The organism is Hypericibacter adhaerens, assembly GCF_008728835.1.
Classification (GTDB): domain Bacteria; phylum Pseudomonadota; class Alphaproteobacteria; order Dongiales; family Dongiaceae; genus Hypericibacter; species Hypericibacter adhaerens.
Genome location: NZ_CP042582.1, coordinates 1,727,516 through 1,749,511 on the forward strand (window position 1 = coordinate 1,727,516; position 21,996 = coordinate 1,749,511).

A 21,996-nucleotide genomic window follows, 5' to 3' on the forward strand; every position below is an offset into this window, starting at 1 on the left:
GCTGAGGCTGATCCATATCGGGTTAGGTAGTGAGGGGCTGCGTTGTGGCAAATTCCGGCCACGGGGTCTTGGAGTGTCGGGCAGTTCTCACCTGGGGGAGTCGAAATCTTCATTGAGTGACTGATGAATGCGCAGGTGGCGACGGTGATGTCGCCCGCCCCGGGGGAGAAGCGTGCCGAATTAAAACAGGAGTTCCCGATGTCGAACGACAGCGCCGTTCCTTTTTCTCTCGATCCGAGCCAGCCTGTTTCCCACACCGACCATAGCGCTCCCGCCCCCGCCAGCGGTTCCGGCGCGTCGGCAACGCCCTCGGGCGTTGCGCCGCCGCCGGGCGAGACATCGCCGGCCGACATCCACCCGCAGCAGGAGCAGATCGCCCAGGCGCTGGCCGTCGAGGTGAAGGAGCCCCCGGCCGGGGAGAAAATCGAGGTCGATGTCCAGCCCCAGGAGCAGCTCAAGTTCGATTTCGATATCGACAAGTCGCAGATCTCGGAGGCCGCGGACGGCGTCCAGATCGTGACGCCCGACGGCGGCACCGTGCTGCTGCATGGCATGACCATGGACGAGTTCCTGGTGGCGCTGGGCGGCGGCGACATCACCGGGGTCCAGACGGCCGCGGGCGGCACGGCCGCGGGCGGCGGTGCCGCCAACCAGGGACATTTCCTGACGCCGTTCGGCCTCGCCGGCCTCCTGGCCGGGCTCGGCGCCAACGGCCCGCTCGGCGCGACCGCTCTCGCCTACGGTGTCCCGGAGGCGCTGCCCGAGCCGCCCGACCGGCTCGATCTGGCCGCTGCGGGAACCGGCGGGTTGAACTGCCTCTTCACCGAGAATCCGGACATCGTCGATTTCGATTCCGTCACGGGCGCGGTAGGCGTGATCTATGACCCCGACTGCTTCTATTTCGCCAAGCAGGGGGACGACGAGGTCTGGCTGCCCTCCAACATCACCGAGGCCAACGAGATCCTCTACGACCCGCTGCATGGTTTCTTCGGAAACGACGGCGACGACACGATCTTCGGCCGCGGTCTCGACGACATCGTCAGCGGCGGCCTGGGCAACGATCTGATCCAGGGCGGCGACGGGGCCGACAGTATCGAAGGCGGCCGGGGCGAGGACACGCTGACCGGTGACAATGGCGACGACACGATCTTCGGCTCGCTCGGCGACGATTCGATCCTCGGCGGCGAGGGCGACGACAATCTGCATGGCGGCAGCGACGACGACACGATCCTGGGCGGCAACGGCAACGACCAGATCTTCGGCGATACCGGCGACGACAGCCTGTCCGGTCAGAACGGCGACGACCGCCTGGTCGGCTTCGAAGGCAACGACACGCTCGACGGCGGCGACGGCAACGACACGCTGCACGGCGACAATGGCAACGATTCCATCATCGGCGGGATCGGCGACGATTCTGTCGTGGCCGGCAACGGTGCCGACATGGTCGAAGCGGGCGGGGGCGACGACATTGTCAAAGGCGACAATGGCGACGACACGATCTTCGGCTCGCTCGGCGACGATTCGATCCTCGGCGGCGAGGGCAACGACAATCTGCATGGCGGCAACGACGACGACACGATCCTGGGCGGCAACGGCAACGACCGGGTCTTCGGCGACACCGGCGACGACCGTCTCTTCGGCCAGAACGGCGACGACCGCCTGGTCGGCTTCGAAGGCAACGACACGCTCGACGGCGGCGACGGCAACGACACGCTGCATGGCGACACCGGCGACGATTCCATCTTCGGCGGCATCGGCGACGATTCGGTCGTGGCCGGGAACGGTGCCGACATGGTTCTCGCGGGCGAGGGCGCGGATGTCGTCAAGGGCGACAACGGCGACGACACCATCTACGGCCAGTTCGGCGACGATTCGATCCTGGGTGGCGCCGGCAATGACGAGGTTCATGCCGGCAGCGAGGACGATACCGTTCTGGGCGAGAACGGCAACGACACGGTCTTCGGCGACAGCGGCAACGATCTCGTGATCGGGGCCAATGGCGACGACCGTCTCGTCGGGTTTGACGGCGAAGATACGCTCGATGGCGGCGAGGGCAACGATACGCTGCACGGCGACAATGGCGACGATTCGATCCTCGGCGGCATCGGCGACGATTCCGTCGTGGGCGGCAACGGCATCGACACCGTGATGGCGGGCGACGGCCAGGACCTGATCCGAGGCGACAATGGCGACGACTTCATCCTCGCCCAGTCCGGCAACGACACGGTGCTGGGGGGCGACGGCAACGATCTCGTCTATGGCCAGTTCGGCGACGATTCGATCCTGGGCGGCGCCGGCAACGACGAGATCCATGCCGGCAACGAGAACGACACCGTTCTGGGCGAGAACGGCGACGACACGATCTTCGGCGACAGCGGCGACGATCTGATCGCCGGGGCCAATGGCGACGATCGCCTCGTGGGATTCGACGGCGACGACACGCTCCATGGGGGCGACGGCAACGACACCCTGCATGGCGACAACGGCAACGATTCCATCCTCGGCGGCGACGGCGGCGATTCGGCCGTCGGCGGCGAGGGCAACGACGCCATCTTCGGCCAGTCCGGCGACGACCTCATGCATGGCGATAACGGCGACGACACTATCGACGGCAGCGACGGCAACGACACGCTCGATGGCGGCAACGGCAACGACCTGCTCGCCGGCGGCACCGGCTCCGATTCGATCCTCGGCGGGGCCGGCGACGATACGATCCAGGCCGGGCCCGACGACGACACGGTCCATGGCGGGGACGGCAACGATTCCATCATCGCAGCCGGCGGCCATGACAGCCTCCTCGGCGACAATGGCGACGACGTGATCTTCGGCGGCGACGATGACGACGTGATCGTCGGCGGCGAGGGTAACGACCATCTGCTGGGCAATGACGGCCAGGACCAGATTCGCGGCGGCGGCGGCGGCGATACGCTCGAGGGCGGATCGGGCGACGACAGCCTCGACGGCGGAGGCGGGCTCGACCGGCTCTTCGGCGGCGAGGGCGAGGACACCCTGGTCTTCGGCGCAATCGACAGCCACTACGATGGCGGCGGCGGCATCGACAGCCTGGCGATCTCAGGCACCGTCGATTTCACCGCCTCGGGACCCACGGCCAGCGGGATCGAGATCCTCGATCTGCGCAACGGCTCGACAAACGGCGTCGGCCTGAACGCCGCCGATGTCGTCGATTTCGGCGGCACGACGGGCGAGAGCTGGAACGGGCATACGATCGACCTCGTCGTGCGCGGCGACGGGGGCGGCGACCATGTCGATCTGCAGGAGACCGGCGGCGCCCACTTCACGCTGCAGGCGAGCGGCGTGGCGTTGAGCGATCCGGCCTACGGCGGCGGCACGCTCTACGACGTCTATAGCGACGGCACGCATCAGGTCGCCGTCGAGCAGGGCGTGACCGTGACCGCCACCTGACGAGGCCAATGCCGCGCACGGCGGCGTCACCGGACAACGGGTCCGCGTGACGCCGCTGTGGCGGCGCGACGTCACAACCGGTTCCGCGCTGTGGCAAAAGAGGGACGCCGTGGCGCCGTTTGCCCGCGTCGCCGCGACGCCCGGTGACAATTTCCGGACCTATCACTCCGATATGTAGGCTCGCTTAACAACCATGTTGAGCGGCGCATGAGCGGTTCGTTAGCTTGGCGCCCCGCGCGCCGATGGCGACAAGGTCGCTCACCCGAGGCCCAGGTGAACAAGGCGCCGCGCAGACCAGGGGCTCATCATGTCCAGCGGTTCGTCCTCCCAGCGCAACGACGCTGCCTATGGCTATGGCAATAACGGCAATCACTACGGCACGCTCGGCGACAAGGGGCGCCATATCCAGGGCAACTGGTTCTCCGAATATCTCGCCGGGACGAACGGCAACGATACGATCGACGGCCGTGGGGGCAACGACACGCTGGACGGTCGCAACGGCGACGACCGCATCACCGGCAGCAACGGCAATGACAGCATCCTCGGCGGCAACGGCGACGACACGCTGAACGGCGGGAACGGCGACGACACCATCTACGGCCAGTTCGACGACGATTCGATCCTCGGCGGCAACGGCGATGACGAGATCCATGCCGGCAACGGGCAGGACACCATCCGCGGCGGCAACGGCGACGATACCGTGTTCGGCGACGTCGCCGACGACCGCATCCACGGCGACAACGGCAACGACCGGATCCTGGGCTGGACCGGCGACGACACGCTCGACGGCGGGCGGGGCAACGACACGCTGCAGGGCGACAACGGCAACGATTCCGTGGTCGGCGGCTGGGGCGACGATTCCATCGTCGGCGGCGAAGGCGACGACACGCTGCTGGCCGGCGAAGGCCACAACATCGTCAAGGGCGATGCCGGCAACGACCTGATCTATGCCGGCGCGGGCGGGGACACGATCCTCGGCGGCGACGGCGATGACACGATCTACGCCGGCAAGGGTCCGGACACGATCGATGGCGGTAACGGGAACGACGAGATCCACGCCGGCAACGGCTTCGACACCATCAGCGGCGGCGACGGCGACGACACCATCTTCGGCGACAACAGGACCGATTCCATCGTCGGCGGCGAGGGCAACGACCGGCTCCTGGCCTGGGGCGGCAACGATACCGTCAAGGGCGGCGAGGGCGACGACACGCTCTATGGCGACAATGGCAACGACACGCTGATCGGCGGCAATGGCGACGATTCGGTGGTGGGCGGCGAGGGCCACGACACCGTGGTCGGCGGCGGCGGCGACGACCTGCTGCGCGGCGACAACGGCAATGACACGCTCGATGGCGGCAATGGCGACGATACGCTGGACGGCGGCAACGGCCACGACGTCCTGATCGGCGGCGGCGGCACGGATTCGATCCTCGGCGGCGCCGGGGACGACACCCTCCAGGCCGGCCCCGACGACGACACCGTCCATGGCGGCGACGGCAACGACTTCATCACGGCCGTCGGCGGCCATGACGGGCTCTTCGGCGATGCCGGCGACGATCAGATCTCGGGCGGCGAGGATGACGACGAGATCGAGGGCGGCGAGGGCAACGATCTGCTGTCGGGCAACGAAGGCGCCGACCGGATCGCGGGCGGCGGCAACGACGACACCCTCACCGGCGGCGATGGCGACGACACGCTGGATGGCGGCGGCGGCCTCAACCAGCTCTTCGGCGGCGACGGCAACGACATCCTGGTCTTCAACGGGCTCGGGGACCGCTACGAGGGCGATGGCGGGATCGACAGCCTGGCGATCTCGGGCAATGTCGATTTCACCGCGGCCGTGCCGAACGCCGGCGGCCTGGAGGTCCTCGACCTGCGCAGCGGTGCGGCCAACAGCGTGACGTTGAACGCCGCCGACATCGTCGGTTTCGGCGGCGCGACGGGCGAAAGCTGGAACGGCCAGGCGATCGATCTCGTGGCTCGAGGCGATGGCGGCGACAGTGTCGGCCTGCAAAGCACCGGCGGCGTTCATTTCACGCTGCAGGCGAGCGGCGTGGCCTTGAGCGATCCCGCCTATGGCGGCGCGGCCTACGATGTCTATAGCGACGGCACGCACACGGTCGCGGTCGAGCAGGGAGTCACGGTCGTCGACAGCTGATCGCGTGCGAGCGGCCTTCAGGCCGGCTCGGTGAGGGCGGGCGCCGGACGTCTCGGCGCCCGCTTTCGTATCGCGAAGCCATCGCGCGTCATCGCGCCGGCGGCAATGCCCGAAGAGCGCCTCGATTCTTGTTCCGACGGCCGCGCAGAACCGCATTCGAGCGGGTTTTGCCGCGAATTCTTTCTAATAGTTCATGAAGCTCAGCGGCTTATCGGATGGCAAAAATTACAATACCTCCATCTACCATTGGGGTGTATCGATTTAGTCCGCATTAACATTGTTGGCCCTTAAGAGATCGCTAATTTTTGCCACAGCGAAAGCGGGAGGTCCCGCGCGCTGGCGGCGTGCATGAGGCGCGCCGCACCCATCCAGGGGGGCAATTATGGCGACCGACTCCACCACTCCGATCTCTGCCGGCCAGGATCAGACCGCGTCGAGCTCCGACACGCACAGCGCCACGCAGGCGCATCCGGACGCGACCGCGCAGGTCCAGACCCAGCCGGGCGCTGCCGCGGCCGACCCTCAAGGTCAGGCCCACCAGGCAGACGCCGTGCAGCCGGGCGAGGTGCAGCTCGCGGCCGCCAAGGTCGTCGAGGTGAACGAGCCCGCCGCCGGCGAGACTGTGAAGGTGGAGGTCACGGCCGACGAGCAGCTGAAGCTCGATTTCGACATCGCCAAGTCGGAAGTGACGGAGACCCCCGACGGCATCGAGATCACGACCCCCGACGGCGGTCATGTGCTCCTGGTCGGCATGAGCATGGACGAGTTCCTCGCGGCCCTGGGCGTGGGCGAGCTGCCCACTGCCGCTGGCGGAGCCCAGGCCGGCACGGGCACGGCCAATACCGGCCACTTCCTCACCCCCTTCGGCCTGGCGGGTCTGATCGCCGGCCTTCTGGACAACGGCCCGATCGGACCCACGGCGCTGCTCTATGGCGTGCCGGAACCCCTGACCGGCCCGCCCGACAAGCTGGACAACGGCCTCAACTGCCTGTTCACGCCGAACAACGACTGCGTGGATTTCGATTCCGTGACGGGTGCGGTCGGCGTGTTCTACGACCCCGACTGCTTCTATCACGCCAAGGAAGGCGACGATCATGTCTGGCTGCCGAGCGACCAGACCCACGCCGACGCCATCCTCTATGACCCCAATCACGGCTTCTTCGGCGATTCCGGCGACGACAAGATCTTCGGCGGCAGGCTGAACGACATCGTCTCCGGCGGCACCGGCAACGACAAGCTGGTCGGCGACACGACCTGCGACAGCCTCTTCTCCGCCAAGGGCGGCAATGGCGGCGACTTCTTCTTCGCCGGCAGCAACGACACGCTGGTCGGCGACGCCGGCAGCGACACCATCATCGGCGACCACATCATCGGCACCAACGGCGACGATTCCATCGGCGGCGACGATTCGCTCGTCGGCGGCGAGGGCAACGACCTGGTGGTGGGCGACAAGCTGCTGGGCTCCGGTGGCGACGACACGCTGCATGGCGACGACACCATCGACGGCGGCGAGGGCAACGACATCCTCGTCGGCGACAAGATGGTCGGCGGCCTCGGCGACGACGTCTTCACCGGCCGGGATTGGATCCTCGGCAGCGGCGGCGACGACACGATCACCGGCGACAAGATGTTCGGCGGGCCCGGCAACGACCTGTTCAACGCCGAGGACACGATCGACGGCGGCAGCGGCAGCGACAAGATCTTCGGCGACGCGATCTTCGGCGACAAGAGCGGCGCGGACGCGACCAAGCTCGTCGCCTATCTCGATCCCTGCAATTGCGACGATCTCGAGGATTCGATCACCTTCGCCAACGTCACGTTGAGCGAGGGCGCGGGCGACGACACGGTTTATGCCGACGACTACATCACCGCCGGCGCCGGCAACGACCTCGTGGTCGGCGGCCTCATCCTCGGCGGCAACGGCGACGACGTCATCTACGACGACGACACGATCTATGGCGAGGACGGCGCGGACAAGATCGTCGGCGGCTACATCTCGGGCGGCGCCGGCAACGACTACGTCCAGGACGACGACAAGATCTATGGCGGGGCCGGCGACGATTCGATCCTCGGCGGCTACATCCAGGGCGAGGACGGCAACGACACCATCAGCAACGACGACAAGATCTACGGCGGCAGCGGCAACGACACCATCGGCGGCGGCGAGATCTATGGCGGCGACGGCAACGACCTGATCTTCAACAAGGACACGATCTACGGCGAGGAGGGCAACGATTCGATCTTCGGCGCCTTCGTCTTCGGCAATGACGGCAACGACTCCATCTATGCCGGCAACGACGTCTATGGCGACAACGGCGACGACACGCTGGCCGGCAACTTCATCTCGGGCGGCGACGGCAACGACTATATCGACTCTTACGACGACATCTCGGGCGGCGACGGCAACGACAAGATCTTCGGCGGCAAGGTAGACGGCGATTCCGGCAACGACACGATCTATGCCGGGGACGAACTCTACGGGAACAGAGGCGAAGACAAGATCGTCGGCGACGCCATCTCGGGCGGCGAGGGCAACGACTACATCTATTCCCGCGACTACATCTACGGCGGCGACGGCGACGATTCGATCGTCGCCGGCCAGATCGACGGCGACAACGGCAACGATACGATCAACACCGGCGATTACGTTTCGGGCGGCAACGGCGACGACACGATCGAAGGCAACGATATCCACGGCGGCGACGGCAACGACTATATCAACAGCTACGACACGATCCGCGGCGACAACGGCGACGATTCGATCTTCGGCGGCGGGATCTCCGGCGGCAACGGCGACGATTCGATCTATGCCGGCGACGGAATCTCCGGCGGGTCCGGCAACGACGTCATCAACGGCGACCAGATCAACGGCAACAACGGCGACGACTATATCTCCAGCCACGACCAGATCGATGGCGACAACGGCGCCGACACGATCTTCGGCGGCAAGATCCAGGGCGGCAGCGGCAACGACAGCATCTATGCCGGCGACTGCATCAGCGGCGGCAACGGCGACGACAGCATCGAAGGCAACGCCATCTTCGGCGGCGACGGCAACGACAGCATCGACAGCCACGACGACATCGCCGGCAACAACGGCGACGACATCATCGAGGGCGGCCGGATATTCGGCGACAATGGCAACGACACGATCAATGCCGGCGACGATATCTATGGCGGCGCCGGCAACGACCTGGTCGTGGGCGACTCCATCGCCGGCGGCGACGGCAACGACCTGATCTATGCCTACGACCATATCGAGGGCAACGACGCCGCCGATACGCTCGAGGGCGGCAACATCGCCGGCGGCAGCGGCAACGACAGCATCTATGCCGGCGACTGCATCTCCGGCGGCAATGGCGACGACACCATCGATGGCGACGTGATCCACGGCGGCGACGGCAGCGACTCGATCAGCAGCCACGACGACATCACCGGCGACAACGGCGACGACACCATCTTCGGCGGCAAGATCGGCGGCAACAACGGCAACGACACGATCGATGCCGGCGACGATATCTCCGGCGGCTCGGGCGACGACACCATCGCCGGCAACGATATCTGGGGCGACAACGCCGCCGACGGCAACGACCTGATCTGCAGCCACGATCGGATCGACGGCGACGACGGCGACGATTCGATCGCCGGCGGCTTCATCTCGGGCGACAACGGTAACGACAGCATCTATGCCGGCGACTGCATCTCGGGCGGCAACGGCGACGACACGATCGCCGGCGACCGGATCACCGGCGGCAACGGCAACGATTATGTGAGCAGCCACGACGACATCGCTGGCGACGACGGCGAGGATTCGATCTTCGGCGGCAGCATCACCGGCGACAACGGCGACGACTCCATCTATGCCGGCGACTGCATCTCGGGCGGGTCGGGCAACGACACGATTGCCGGCAACACCGTCGAGGGCGGCAACGGCAACGACAGCATCGACAGCTCCGACGACATCTACGGCGACAACGGCAACGATTCGATCCTTGGCGGCGAGATCTCGGGCGGGAACGGCGACGACACGATCGATGCCCACGACTGCATCTCGGGCGGCGACGGCAAGGACACGATTGCCGGCGACGACATCCAAGGCGGCAACGGCAACGACTATGTCAGCAGCCACGACGACATCTACGGCGGCAAGGGCGACGATCTGATCTCGGGCGGCCAGATCGCCGGCGACAACGGCAACGACAGCATCTATGCCGGCGACTATGTCCGCGGCGGGTCGGGCAACGACACGATCGACGGCAACGCCATCAGCGGCGGCGACGGCGACGACAGCATCTACAGCCAGGACAACGTCTACGGCGACAACGGCGCCGACTCGATCTTCGGCGGCAAGATCACCGGCGGTGCCGGCAACGACACGATCAATGCCGACGACTATATCTCGGGCGGCGACGGCAACGACACCATCCGCGGCGACGAGATCCAGGGCAACGACGGCAACGACGTGATCACCAGCCACGACACGATCTTCGGCGACGCCGGCGAAGACACGATCCACGGCGGCCTGATCGCCGGGAACAACGGCGACGACACGATCTATGCCGGCGACGGCATCTACGGCGGGGAAGGCAACGACAGCATCGAGGGCAACCAGATCTACGGCGGCGACGGCAACGACAGTGTCGTCAGCTACGACGGCATCAACGGCAACAACGGCGACGACTACATCCTCGGCGGCCAGATCTCGGGTGGCGAGGACAACGACACCGTCCGTGCCGGCGACTACATCAGCGGCGACAACGGCAACGACACGATCGCCGGTGACTCGATCTTCGGTGACAATGGCGACGACAAGCTGTTCGGCCAGGACACGATCTATGGCGGCGAGGGTAGCGACTCGATCCTCGGCGACAGCATCTTCGGCGGCAACGGCAACGACAAGATCGTGGGCTCCGACTCCATCGACGGCGGCAATGGCGACGACACGATCGTCGGCGGCCTGATCGCCGGCGGCGAGGGCGACGATTGCATCACCGACAACGACTACATCCTGGCGGGCGACGGCAACGACACCGTTCTCGGCAGCCAGATCGACGGCGGGAACGGCAACGACGACATCACCGACAACGACACGATCTATGGTCAGGCCGGCGACGACACCATCGTCGGCAGCTCGATCGACGGCGGCGACGGCGACGACACGATCAACGACAACGACTCCATCGTGGCCGACGGCAATGACAGCGTGATCGGCGACTCCATCCGCGGCGGCAACGGCCAGGACTACATCGTCGCGATGGATCACATCTACGCCGGAATCGACAACGACACGGTCAACGGCGGCCGGATCGACGGCGGCGCCGGCGACGATCAGATCTTCGACGGCGATCATCTCGACGCCGGCAGCGGCGACGATACGGTGCTCGGCAGCCAGATTGCCGGCGGTGATGGCAACGACTTCATCGTCGACAACGACTGGATCGGCGGCGGCGAGGGCAACGATACGCTGGTCGGCGACTCGATCATCGGCGGCAACGGCAACGATCTGATCTTCGCCTACGACCAGATCGAGGGGGGCAACGGCAACGACTCCATCGTCGGCGACGGCTTCATAGACGGCGGCGACGGCAACGACGTCGTCTATGCCAACGATTTCCTCTATGGCGGCGACGGCGACGACACTATCTATGGCGACGGGCCCGGCCCCAATGACGGGCTGTTCGGCGAGACGGTCTATGCCGGCGATCTGATCTATGGCGGCAACGGCAACGACTTCATCCATGGCGGTGCCGGCAACGACGTGATCTATGGCGAGAACGGCAACGACTCGATCTTCGGCGATAACGGCAACGACTCCATCCATGGCGGGGACGGCAACGACACCCTCTTCGGTAACGATGGCGACGACACCGTCCTCGGCGACAATGGCGAGGACACGATCCTTGGCCAGAACGGCAACGACCTGCTCTATGGCGGTGCTGGCAACGACACGATCCGGGGTGGCGAGGGCGACGACAGCCTGAACGGCGACAACGGCAACGACTCCCTCTACGGCGACAACGGCAACGACACCATCGACGGTGGCAACGGCAACGACACCATCTACGGTGGCGAGGGGGACGACTCCGTCTACGGCGGTGGGGACAATGACAGCATCCTCGGCGAGAACGGTAACGACACGCTCTTCGGCGGGGACGGCGGCGACACCGTCTATGGCGGCAACGGCAACGACTCGATCGATGGCGGCGGCCTGAACGACAGCCTCTTCGGCGAGAACGGCAACGACACCATCGAGGGTGGCGACGATCAGGACACGATCCTGGGCGGCAACGGCAACGACAGCGTCGACGGCGGCAACGGCAACGACACCATCCTGGGCAACAGCGGAAACGACACGCTAACCGGCGGCGATGGCAACGACACCATCCATGGTGACGACGGCCTGGCCCAGAACGGCAACGACAGCATCGACGGCGGCAACGGCAACGACTCGCTCTATGGCGACGAAGGCGACGACACCGTCCATGGCGGCGAGGATCAGGATACGATCTTCGGCGGCAACGGGAACGACCAGCTCTTCGGCGACAATGGCAACGACTCGATCCTGGGCGGTGCCAACTCCGACACGATCGATGGCGGCAACGGCAACGACCACCTGGCCGGCAACGAAGGCAGCGACCTGATCTATGGCGGCGACGGCGACGACACGATCGAGGGCGACGACAACGCCGACACGATCGATGGCGGCAACGGCAACGACCATATCAGCGGCGATCAGGGCAACGACTCGATCTTCGGCGGTGACGGCAACGACAACATCACCGGCGACCAGGGCGACGACAAGATCGAGGGCGGCAACGGCAACGACGTGCTCGACGGCGGCAATGCCGGAGAGGACACGCTCAGCTACGCCCATGCGGGTGGCTCGGTCATCGTCGATCTCGGCGCCGGCATCGCGACCGGCGCGGAGGGCACGGACACCGTCAGCAATTTCGAGGATGTGACGGGTTCGAACTTCAACGACACCATCACGGGCGACAACTTCAACAACGTCTTGTTGGGCGGTAACGGAGCCGACCTCATCCATGGCGGTGGCGGTGACGACACCATCCTGGGCGACGGGGGCGCCGACGGCAACGACACCCTCTACGGCGACAACGGCAACGACAGCATCCTGGGCGACGTCGACAACGACCTGATCTATGGCGGCAACGGCAACGACACGCTCGATGGCGGTGATGGCAACGACACCATAAACGGCGGGGACGGCAACGATCTTGCCCATGGCCGCGCCGGCAACGACTACATCTTCGACGGCAAGTTCGACGGTGGGAACGACACCTTCTTCGGCGACGCCGGCAACGACACCATCTACGGCGGCGATGGCAACGACAGCCTCGATGGCGGTGCCGACAACGATCAGCTGCACGGCGATAACGGCAACGACACGCTCATCGGCGGCGATGGCGACGACACGCTGTTCGGCGGCTGGGACAACGACAGCCTCTCCGGCGGCAACGGCAACGACAGCCTCTCGGGCGACAACGGCAACGACACCCTGAGCGGCGGCGACGACAACGACACGCTGTTCGGCGGCAAGGGCAACGATCAGCTCAACGGCGACAACGGCAATGACAGCCTCGACGGCGGCGACGGCAGGGACACGCTGCACGGCGGCGAGGGCAACGACACGCTGTCGGGTGCCGACGACTCGCATGACCAGCTGTTCGGCGACAACGGCAACGACCTGATCGTGTTCGGCGATCACGGTGCCACTTACGACGGCGGCAACGGGCACGACGCGCTGAAGGTGACCGGCAACCAGAACTTCACGACGTTCGACCAGAACACCAACAGCATCGAGATGCTCGATCTACGCAGCGGGGCCGCCAACTCGGTGACGCTGAACGCCGCCGACGTCCTCGACTTCTCGCAGAACGGCGGCACGGGCGAAACCTTCAACAGCGCCGCGATCGGTCTGGTGATCCGTGGAGACACGGGCGGCACCCACGATACAGTCAATCTCAACGCGACCAGCTCGCACCACTTCACCTTGCTGGGCACCATGACCATGACGGACACGGCGACCTATGGCAGCGGCACCTTCAATGTCTATGCCGACGATCAGGGACACCAGGTGGCGATCGAGCAGGGGGTGACGGTCAACGCCTCCTGATCGACCCCGCGATCGGTTCGATCAAACGGCGGGCGCCCTGTCCGGGGGCGCCCGCTTTTTTTGTGGCGGCGGCCGCTCGAGAACGCCGGGCCCGCGCGTCGCGGCTCCTTGATATGAGTGCAGGCCTGCAGTCCGCCTTCCGAGCTCAATGAGCCCGGATGCAAGGGCAAGGGGGAAGCGCAGGACGTCCCCTTCCGCCCGCCGCCCGTCCATGACCGCGTCTTCATGAATTCTGGAATTTCGTGAAGGATTGGTGAGTTGTCGGATGGGGCGGCGCCGCGAGATCGCCGAAAATGCGAGCGATATCGATCTAGTTTTCAGCAGCTTAGGGGAAAGCCCACGTTTAAAAAGCAGTTAATCACACTATGATGTATTGGTTTGGGCGGGAATCCAATCCAATTTACTTAAAAAATAGCTAATGTTTCCGCCGTGCCCGCGGCAAGACTCCGCGGGATTTCGGCACTCATGAGGGGTGCCGATCGACCTATTCGGGGGCAGATCATGGCGACGGACAGCACCACTCCCATCACGGCGGGTATCGGCAGCGACGGTCACACGGGCGCGCCGGCGGCACCGGAAGCGGCTGCGGGCGCCGGCCCGGCGCCCGCAGCCCCCGCGGCGGTGCAGCCGGGCGAGGTGCAGCTGGCGGCGGCCAAGGTGGTCGAGGTGAACGAGCCGGCGGCCGGCGAGACGGTGAAGGTGGAGGTCGCGGCCGACGAGCAGCTGAAGCTCGATTTCGACATCGCCAAGTCGGAAGTGACGGAGACCCCCGAGGGCATCGAGATCACCACCCCCGACGGTGGTCACGTGCTCCTGGTCGGCATGACCATGGACGAGTTCCTGGCGGCGCTGGGCGTCGGCGAGCTGCCGACCGCGGCCGGCGGCGCGCAGGCGGGCACAGGTGCGGCCAATACCGGCCACTTCCTCACTCCCTTCGGCCTGGCGGGCCTGCTCGCCGGCCTGTTCGACAACGGCCCGATCGGCCCGACCTCGCTGCTCTACGGCGTGCCGGAGCCCCTGACCGGCCCGATCGACAAGCTCGATTTCCACAACTGCCTGTTCACGCCGAACAACGACTGCGTGGACTTCGATTCCGTCACGGGCGCGGTCGGCGTGTTCTATGACGAGGACTGCTTCTATCACGCCCTCGAGGGCGACGATCACGTCTGGCTGCCGTCGAACAAGACCGAGGCCGACGAGATCCTCTACGACCCGAACCACGGGTTCTTCGGCGACGAGGGCAACGACGCCATCTATGGCGGCGCGCTGAACGACATCGTCTCGGGCGGCGCCGGCAACGACAAGCTGGTCGGCGACGGGACCTGCGACAGCCTGTTCGCGGCCAAGGGCGGCAACGGCGGCGACAGCTTCTTCTTCGCGGGCAGCAACGACACGCTGGTGGGCGATGCGGGCAACGACACCATCATCGGCGACCACCTGATCGGCTCGAACGGCGACGATTCCCTGGGCGGCGACGATTCGCTGGTGGGCGGGGACGGCAACGACATCATCCACGGCGACAAGCTGCTCGGTGCCAACGGCGACGACACGCTGCACGGCGACGACAAGATCCTCGGCGGCAAGGGCCGGGACCTGCTGGTGGGCGACAAGATGTTCGGCGGCCTCGGGGACGATGTCTTCGACGGGAACGACCGGATCTGGGGCGACGCCGGCGACGACACCATCCTGGGCGACAAGATGGTGGGCGGCCCTGGCGACGACCTGTTCTTCGCGCAAGACACGATCTCGGGCGGGGACGGCGACGACAAGATCATCGGCGACGTGATCTTCGGCGACAAGGGAGGCGTCAGCGGCGCCGAGAAGCTGGTCGCCTATCTCGATCCGTGCGACTGCGAGGACTTCGAGGAGTCGGTGGCGTTCGCCGACATCACGCTGGCCGAGGGTTCCGGCGACGACACCATCTATGCCGACGATTCCATCACGGGCGGCAACGGCAAGGACGTGGTGCTCGGCGGCTATATCGACGGCGGCAACGGCGACGACTACATCCAGGACGAAGACAAGATCTTCGGCGAGAACGGCAGCGACGAGCTGATCGGCAGCGCCATCTTCGGCGGCAAGGGCGACGACTACATCTCGGACGACGACAAGATCGTCGGCGGCGCCGGCAACGACGGGATCCTCGGCGGCGTGGTCGAGGGCGATTCCGGCAACGACACCATCTACGACAGCGACTGCATCTACGGCGGCACCGGCAACGACTATATCGTGGGCGGCAAGGTCGTCGGCGGCGCGGGCAACGACTATCTCGTCAACTACGACGACATCTACGGCGAGGACGGCGACGATTCGATCGTCGGCGATTCGATCTTCGGCGAGAAGGGCGACGACACGATCTATGCCGGCGAGGACATCTACGGCGGCAAAGGCAACGACAAGCTGATCGGCAACCTCATCGCGGGCAACGACGGCAACGACTACATCGAGAGCCACGACTACATCTACGGCGAGGACGGCCAGGACAAGATCTTCGGCGGCCAGATCGACGGCGGCGACGGCAACGACACGGTCTATGCCGGCGACTATATGAGCGGCGGCCGCGGCAACGACCTGATCGAGGGCGACGCCATCTACGGCGGCGAGGGCGACGACTACATCTCCAGCCACGACACGGCCTATGGCGGCGACGGCGACGACAAGATCTTCGGCGGCTTCATCTACGGCGAGAGCGGCGACGACACGATCTATGCCGGCGACTATGTGTCGGCCGGCAACGGCGACGACACGGTCCTCGGCAACAAGCTGGCCGGCGAATACGGCGACGACAGCATCGACAGCCACGACACGATCTACGGCGACAGCGGCGACGACAAGATCTTCGGCGGCAAGATCACCGGCGGCGTCGGCAACGACACGATCCATGCCGGCGACACGATCCGTGGCGGCGACGGCGACGACAGCATCGTCGGCGACACCATCACCGGCGACAACGGCAACGACCTGATCTGCGCCAGCGACGTCATCGCGGGCGGCAACGGCGACGACACCATCCAGGGCGGCTACATCGCCGGGGGCAACGGCGACGACACGATCGATGCCGGCGACTGCATCGCGGGCGACAACGGCGACGACACGATCAGCGGCGACACCGTCCGCGGCCAGAACGGCGACGACCGGATCAGCAGCCACGACGACATCAGCGGCGGCGACGGCGAGGACAACATCTTCGGCGGCAAGATCCAGGGCGACCTGAACGACGACACGATCCACGCCGGCGACAACATCTCGGGCGGAAGCGGAAACGACACCATCGGCGGCGACGCCATCTACGGCGGCGAGGGCAACGACCTGATTTGCAGCGCCGACCACATCGAAGGTGATGACGGCCGCGACGACATCTATGGCGGCTATATCTCCGGCGGTTCCGGCAACGACACCATCGATGCCGGCGACTGCATCTCGGGCGGCAATGGTGTCGACGACATCACCGGCAACAGCATCTATGGCGACAGCGGCAACGACCGCATCCACAGCGACGACGACATTTCTGGCGACAATGGCGACGACAGCATCTTTGGTGGCTTCATCTCGGGCGGCAACGGCGACGACACGATCCATGCCGGAGACCGCATCTCGGGGGGCGCTGGAAACGACCATATCTGGGGCGACACCATCGAAGGCAACAAAGGCAACGACCTGATCTGCAGCGCGGACCACATCGAGGGCGATGACGGCAACGACTCGATCTCCGGCGGCGACATCTACGGCGACGATGGCGAAGACACCATCAACGCCGGCGACTGCATCTCGGGCGGCAATGGCGACGACGTCATCAGCGGCAATAACATCTCCGGCGGCGCCGGCAACGATGTCGTCTGCAGCAGCGACGACATCACCGGCGACAATGGCGAGGACACCATCTCCGGCGGCTGGATCTTCGGTGACGCGGGCAACGACACGATCCATGCCGGCGACGATATCTCCGGCGGCTCCGGCAACGACACGATCCAGGGCGACGGCATCTACGGGCAAAATGGCGACGACCTGATCTGCAGCGATGATCGCATCGAGGGTAACCAGGGCAACGACACGATCTCCGGCGGATTGATCGAGGGCAACGACGGCGACGACCAGGTCTACGCTGGCGACTGCATCTCGGGCGGCAACGGCGACGACACCATCGCCGGCAATGAAATCCGCGGCGGCGACGGCAACGACTACATCAACAGCGGTGACGACATCTTCGGGAACGACGGCAACGACACGATCCTCGGTGGCGTCATTTCCGGCGGCAACGGCGACGACACGGTCGATGCCGGCGACAATATCTATGGCGGCAAGGGTGAGGACACGATCCTCGGCGACTCGATCTTCGGCGACAACGGCGACGACAAGCTGACCGGTCGTGACTATATCAGCGGCGGCTCCGGCAACGACATCGTCACCGGCGACTCGATCTTCGGCGGCGAGGGTGACGACAAGCTGTTCGGCCAGGACACGATCTATGGCAACGACGGCAATGACAGCCTCAATGGCGGCATTCTCGCCGGCGGCAACGGCGACGATTGCATCACCGACAACGACTCGCTCTTCGGCGGGGCCGGCGATGACACGATCCTCGGCAGCTCGATTTCCGGCGGCAACGGCAACGACGACATCACCGACAACGACACGGTCTATGGCGATGCAGGCGCCGACACGGTCGTCGGCAGCTTTATCCACGGCGACGCCGGCGACGATACCATCACCGATCAGGACTACATCCAGACCGATGGTGCCGACAGCGTCGTGGGCGATTCGATCTTCGGTGATGACGGCGACGACAAGATCGTCGGCAGCGACCTGATCTACACCTACGAAGACAACGACACCGTGAATGGTGGCGTGATCGACGGTGGCGCCGGCAACGACAGCATCAGTGACCGCGACTCCATCGAAGGTGGCTCCGGTGACGACTACCTGCTTGGCAGCTCGATCTCGGGCGGCGAGGGTAACGATCAGATCGATGATGGTGACACCATCTATGGCGGTGCCGGTAACGACGTCATCATCGGCAGCAATATCGATGGCGGCAACGGCGACGACTCGATCTACGACTCCGACTACATCGTGGCCGACGGCGAAGATTCCATCGTCGGCGACTCTATCCATGGTGGTAACGGACGAGACTATATCTACGCCAACGACGGGCTCTACGCGGGGGCGGCCGCAGACGTGGTCAATGGCGGCGTGATCTTCGGCGACGCCGGCGACGACACGATTTATGACGGCGACAATATGTATGGCGAGGATGGTGACGACTCGATGCTCGGCGGCCAGATCGCCGGCGGCGCGGGCAACGACGCTATCAACGACTATGACTATATGGTCGGCGGCAATGGCAACGATACGCTGGTCGGCGACTCCATCTTCGGCGACGACGGCAACGACAGCATCTACAGCGGCGACTGGATCGAGGGCGGCGACGGCGACGACAGCATCGTCGGCGGCGGCCACATTGATGGCGGCAACGGCAACGACTACATCTACGACCGCGACACGATCTACGGCGGCAACGGCAACGACACGATCTATGGCGATGCGCCGGGCGCCAACGACGGCCTGATCGGCGAGACGGTCGACGCGAGCGACTCGATCGATGCCGGCAACGGCAACGACTATGTCCATGGCGGCGCCGGCGACGACACGATCTACGGCGGCGATGGCGAAGATTCGCTGTTCGGCGACAACGGCAACGACTCCATCTATGGCGGGTTCGGCAACGACACGATCCACGGCAACGAGGACAACGACGTCCTCAATGGCGGGAACGGAAACGACTCGCTCTACGGCGACAACGGCGACGACACCATCAACGGCGACTGGGGCAACGACACGATCTTCGGCGGCAACGGCGTCGACAAGGTCCATGGCGGCGAGAACGACGACAGCGTCCATGGCGACAATGGCAACGACTTGCTGTGGGGCGACAACGGCAACGACACCATCTACGGCGACGAAGGCAACGACGCGATCGACGGCGGCGACAACGACGACTCGCTGCTCGGCGGCAATGGCAACGACACGATCTACGGCAATGCCGGCGCCGACACCGTCCTTGGCGGCGATGGCGACGACTCGATCGACGGCGACGCCACTCTGTTCGACGGCAACGACCTGCTGTTCGGCGAGAACGGCAACGACACCATCTACGGCAATGTCGACCAGGACACGATCTTCGGCGGCAACGGCAACGACAGCGTCGACGGCGGCCTCGGCGAGGACACCATCCTCGGCAACAACGGCAACGACACGCTGGCGGGCAACGACGGCAACGACACGATCCACGGCGACAACGGCCTGGCGGAGAACGGCAACGATCTGATCTACGGCGGCAAGGGCAACGACTCGCTCTATGGCGACGAAGGCGACGACACCGTCCATGGCGGCGACGACCAGGACACGATCCTCGGCGGCAACGGCAACGATCAGCTCTATGGCGATACCGGCGTCGACTCGATCCTGGGCGGCTCCGGCTCCGACACCATCGACGGCGGCGGCGATGCCGACCACATTGCGGGCAACGAGGGCAGCGATCTGATCAATGGCGGCGAGGGCGACGACACCATCGAGGGCGACGACCAGGCCGACACGATCGACGGCGGCAACGGCAGCGACCATATCTCGGGCGATGCCGGCAACGACTCGATCTTCGGGGGCGACGGCAACGACAACATCACGGGCGACCAGGGCGACGACAAGATCGAGGGCGGCGCGGGTGCGGATCGTCTGGATGGCGGCAATGCGGGCGACGACACGCTGAGCTATGCCCATGCGGGCGGCGGCATCGCCGTCAGCCTGGCCACCGGCCTGGGCACGCTGGGCGACGCGGCGGGCGATACGGTCAGCAACTTCGAGAACGTCACGGGCTCGAACTACGACGACACGATCACCGGCGACAGCCTCAACAACGTGATCCTGGGCGGCAACGGGGCCGACTCGCTGGATGGCGGCGGCGGCGACGACACGCTGATCGGCGACGGCGGGGCCGACGGCAACGACACGCTCTTCGGCAATACCGGCAACGACAGTCTCGTCGGCGACATTGACGACGACCTGCTGAAGGGCGGCGATGGCAACGACACGATGGATGGCGGCACCGGCAACGACTCGCTCTATGGCGGCGACGGCAACGACTTCGGCCATGGCCGCGCCGGCAACGACTACTTCTTCGAAGGGAAGAGCGACAGCGGTAACGACACCTACTTCGGCGACGAAGGCAACGACACGATGTATGGCGGCGAGGGCAACGACAGCCTCGACGGCGGCATCGACAACGACTGGCTCTATGGCGGCAACGGCCGCGACACGTTGTTCGGCGGCGAGGGCAACGACACGCTCTATGGCGGGGACAGCAACGACAGCCTCGACGGCGGCAACGGTGCTGACAGCCTCGACGGCGGCGACGGTCTGGATCTGCTGTTCGGCGGCGAGGGCGACGACACCCTCTATGGCGGCAGCAGCTCGGGCGGCTCCGACACGCTCAACGGCGGCGAGGGCAACGACCGTCTGGTCGCGGCCAGCGACAGCGACTACCACAATGGCGGCAACGGCCTCGACACCCTGCTGATCGCCACCAACGGCACCTTCGATCTCGACGCGAGCCGTACCTCGAGCATCGAGACGATCGATATGACGGACGGCACGCAGGACAACGACGCGCTCTATCTCAGCCTGTCGGACGTGCTGGATCTGCATAACGACACCAACAACACGGCCACGGCGTCGTTCCTGTCGCAGAGCTGGAGCCTGCAGGTCTTCGTCAAGGGCGATACCGGCGGCGGCTCCGACGACGAGGTGCATCTCGGCAACCTGAGCACCAGCAGCAGCGATACCGGCTATCACAACACCGGTGTCACCACCGTGGTGGACGGCGTGACCTACGAGGTGTGGGGCTACTACAACGGTGGCGGCAACTACAGCAGCGCCGGCGCCTACAACGCCGACAGCTTCATCGCGATCAAGCAGGATCTCGACGTCAGCGCCTGATCCCGCCTTCCTCGCGGCTTTCGATGGCGGGCGCCCTGTCTGGGGCGTCCGCTTTTCCTTTGGGACTTCGGGGATCGCTCGAGCCGTGACATCCGCCTGACGGGACGGAGAGGCGACGACGCGTCGCGCGCCGAAGACATCACGCTCCCTATAACCATGCCGCCTGAAGGCGGCTCCCTCGCGCTCAACGGTCGCGGGCGCAGGGCAGGGCGAGCGCGAAAACCTCTTCCGGTCTCTGACCGGACCGCCATGAACACGAGAATGTCATTAAGTATTAGATAGTTATCGG

The 21,996-nt window shown here is 65.6% G+C and carries 4 protein-coding genes; all 4 read left to right on the forward strand.

The genetic code is table 11. The annotated features are described in order from the left end of the window. Positions 1 to 198 precede the first annotated feature (198 nt). The 4 genes from FRZ61_RS07580 (at position 199) to FRZ61_RS07595 (ending at position 21,707) form a co-directional block, all read left to right on the forward strand. Positions 199 to 3,423 (forward strand): calcium-binding protein, encoded by a 3,225-nt coding sequence (locus FRZ61_RS07580; RefSeq protein WP_151116241.1) that lies wholly within the window; start codon positions 199 to 201, stop codon positions 3,421 to 3,423. A gap of 307 nt (positions 3,424 to 3,730) precedes the next feature. Then, complete coding sequence (locus FRZ61_RS07585) at positions 3,731 to 5,584, forward strand: calcium-binding protein (protein WP_151116243.1); 1,854 nt, start codon at positions 3,731 to 3,733, stop codon at positions 5,582 to 5,584. A gap of 382 nt (positions 5,585 to 5,966) precedes the next feature. Then, the gene (locus FRZ61_RS07590) at positions 5,967 to 13,718 is read left to right on the forward strand and encodes a calcium-binding protein (protein ID WP_151116245.1); all 7,752 of its coding nucleotides are present in this window, start codon (positions 5,967 to 5,969) and stop codon (positions 13,716 to 13,718) included. Between the two features lie 501 nt (positions 13,719 to 14,219). Continuing rightward, on the forward strand, positions 14,220 to 21,707 hold the full coding sequence (locus FRZ61_RS07595; protein WP_151116247.1) for a beta strand repeat-containing protein: 7,488 nt from the start codon (positions 14,220 to 14,222) through the stop codon (positions 21,705 to 21,707). The last annotated feature ends 289 nt before the right edge of the window (positions 21,708 to 21,996 follow it).

Excerpts from the sequence above, each read along its gene's own strand:
- FRZ61_RS07580 (WP_151116241.1), top strand. The coding sequence starts at position 199 with ATGTCGAACGACAGCGCCGTTCCTTTTTCTCTCGATCCGAGCCAGCCT.
- FRZ61_RS07585 (WP_151116243.1), top strand. The coding sequence starts at position 3,731 with ATGTCCAGCGGTTCGTCCTCCCAGCGCAACGACGCTGCCTATGGCTAT.
- FRZ61_RS07590 (WP_151116245.1), top strand. The coding sequence starts at position 5,967 with ATGGCGACCGACTCCACCACTCCGATCTCTGCCGGCCAGGATCAGACC.
- FRZ61_RS07595 (WP_151116247.1), top strand. The coding sequence starts at position 14,220 with ATGGCGACGGACAGCACCACTCCCATCACGGCGGGTATCGGCAGCGAC.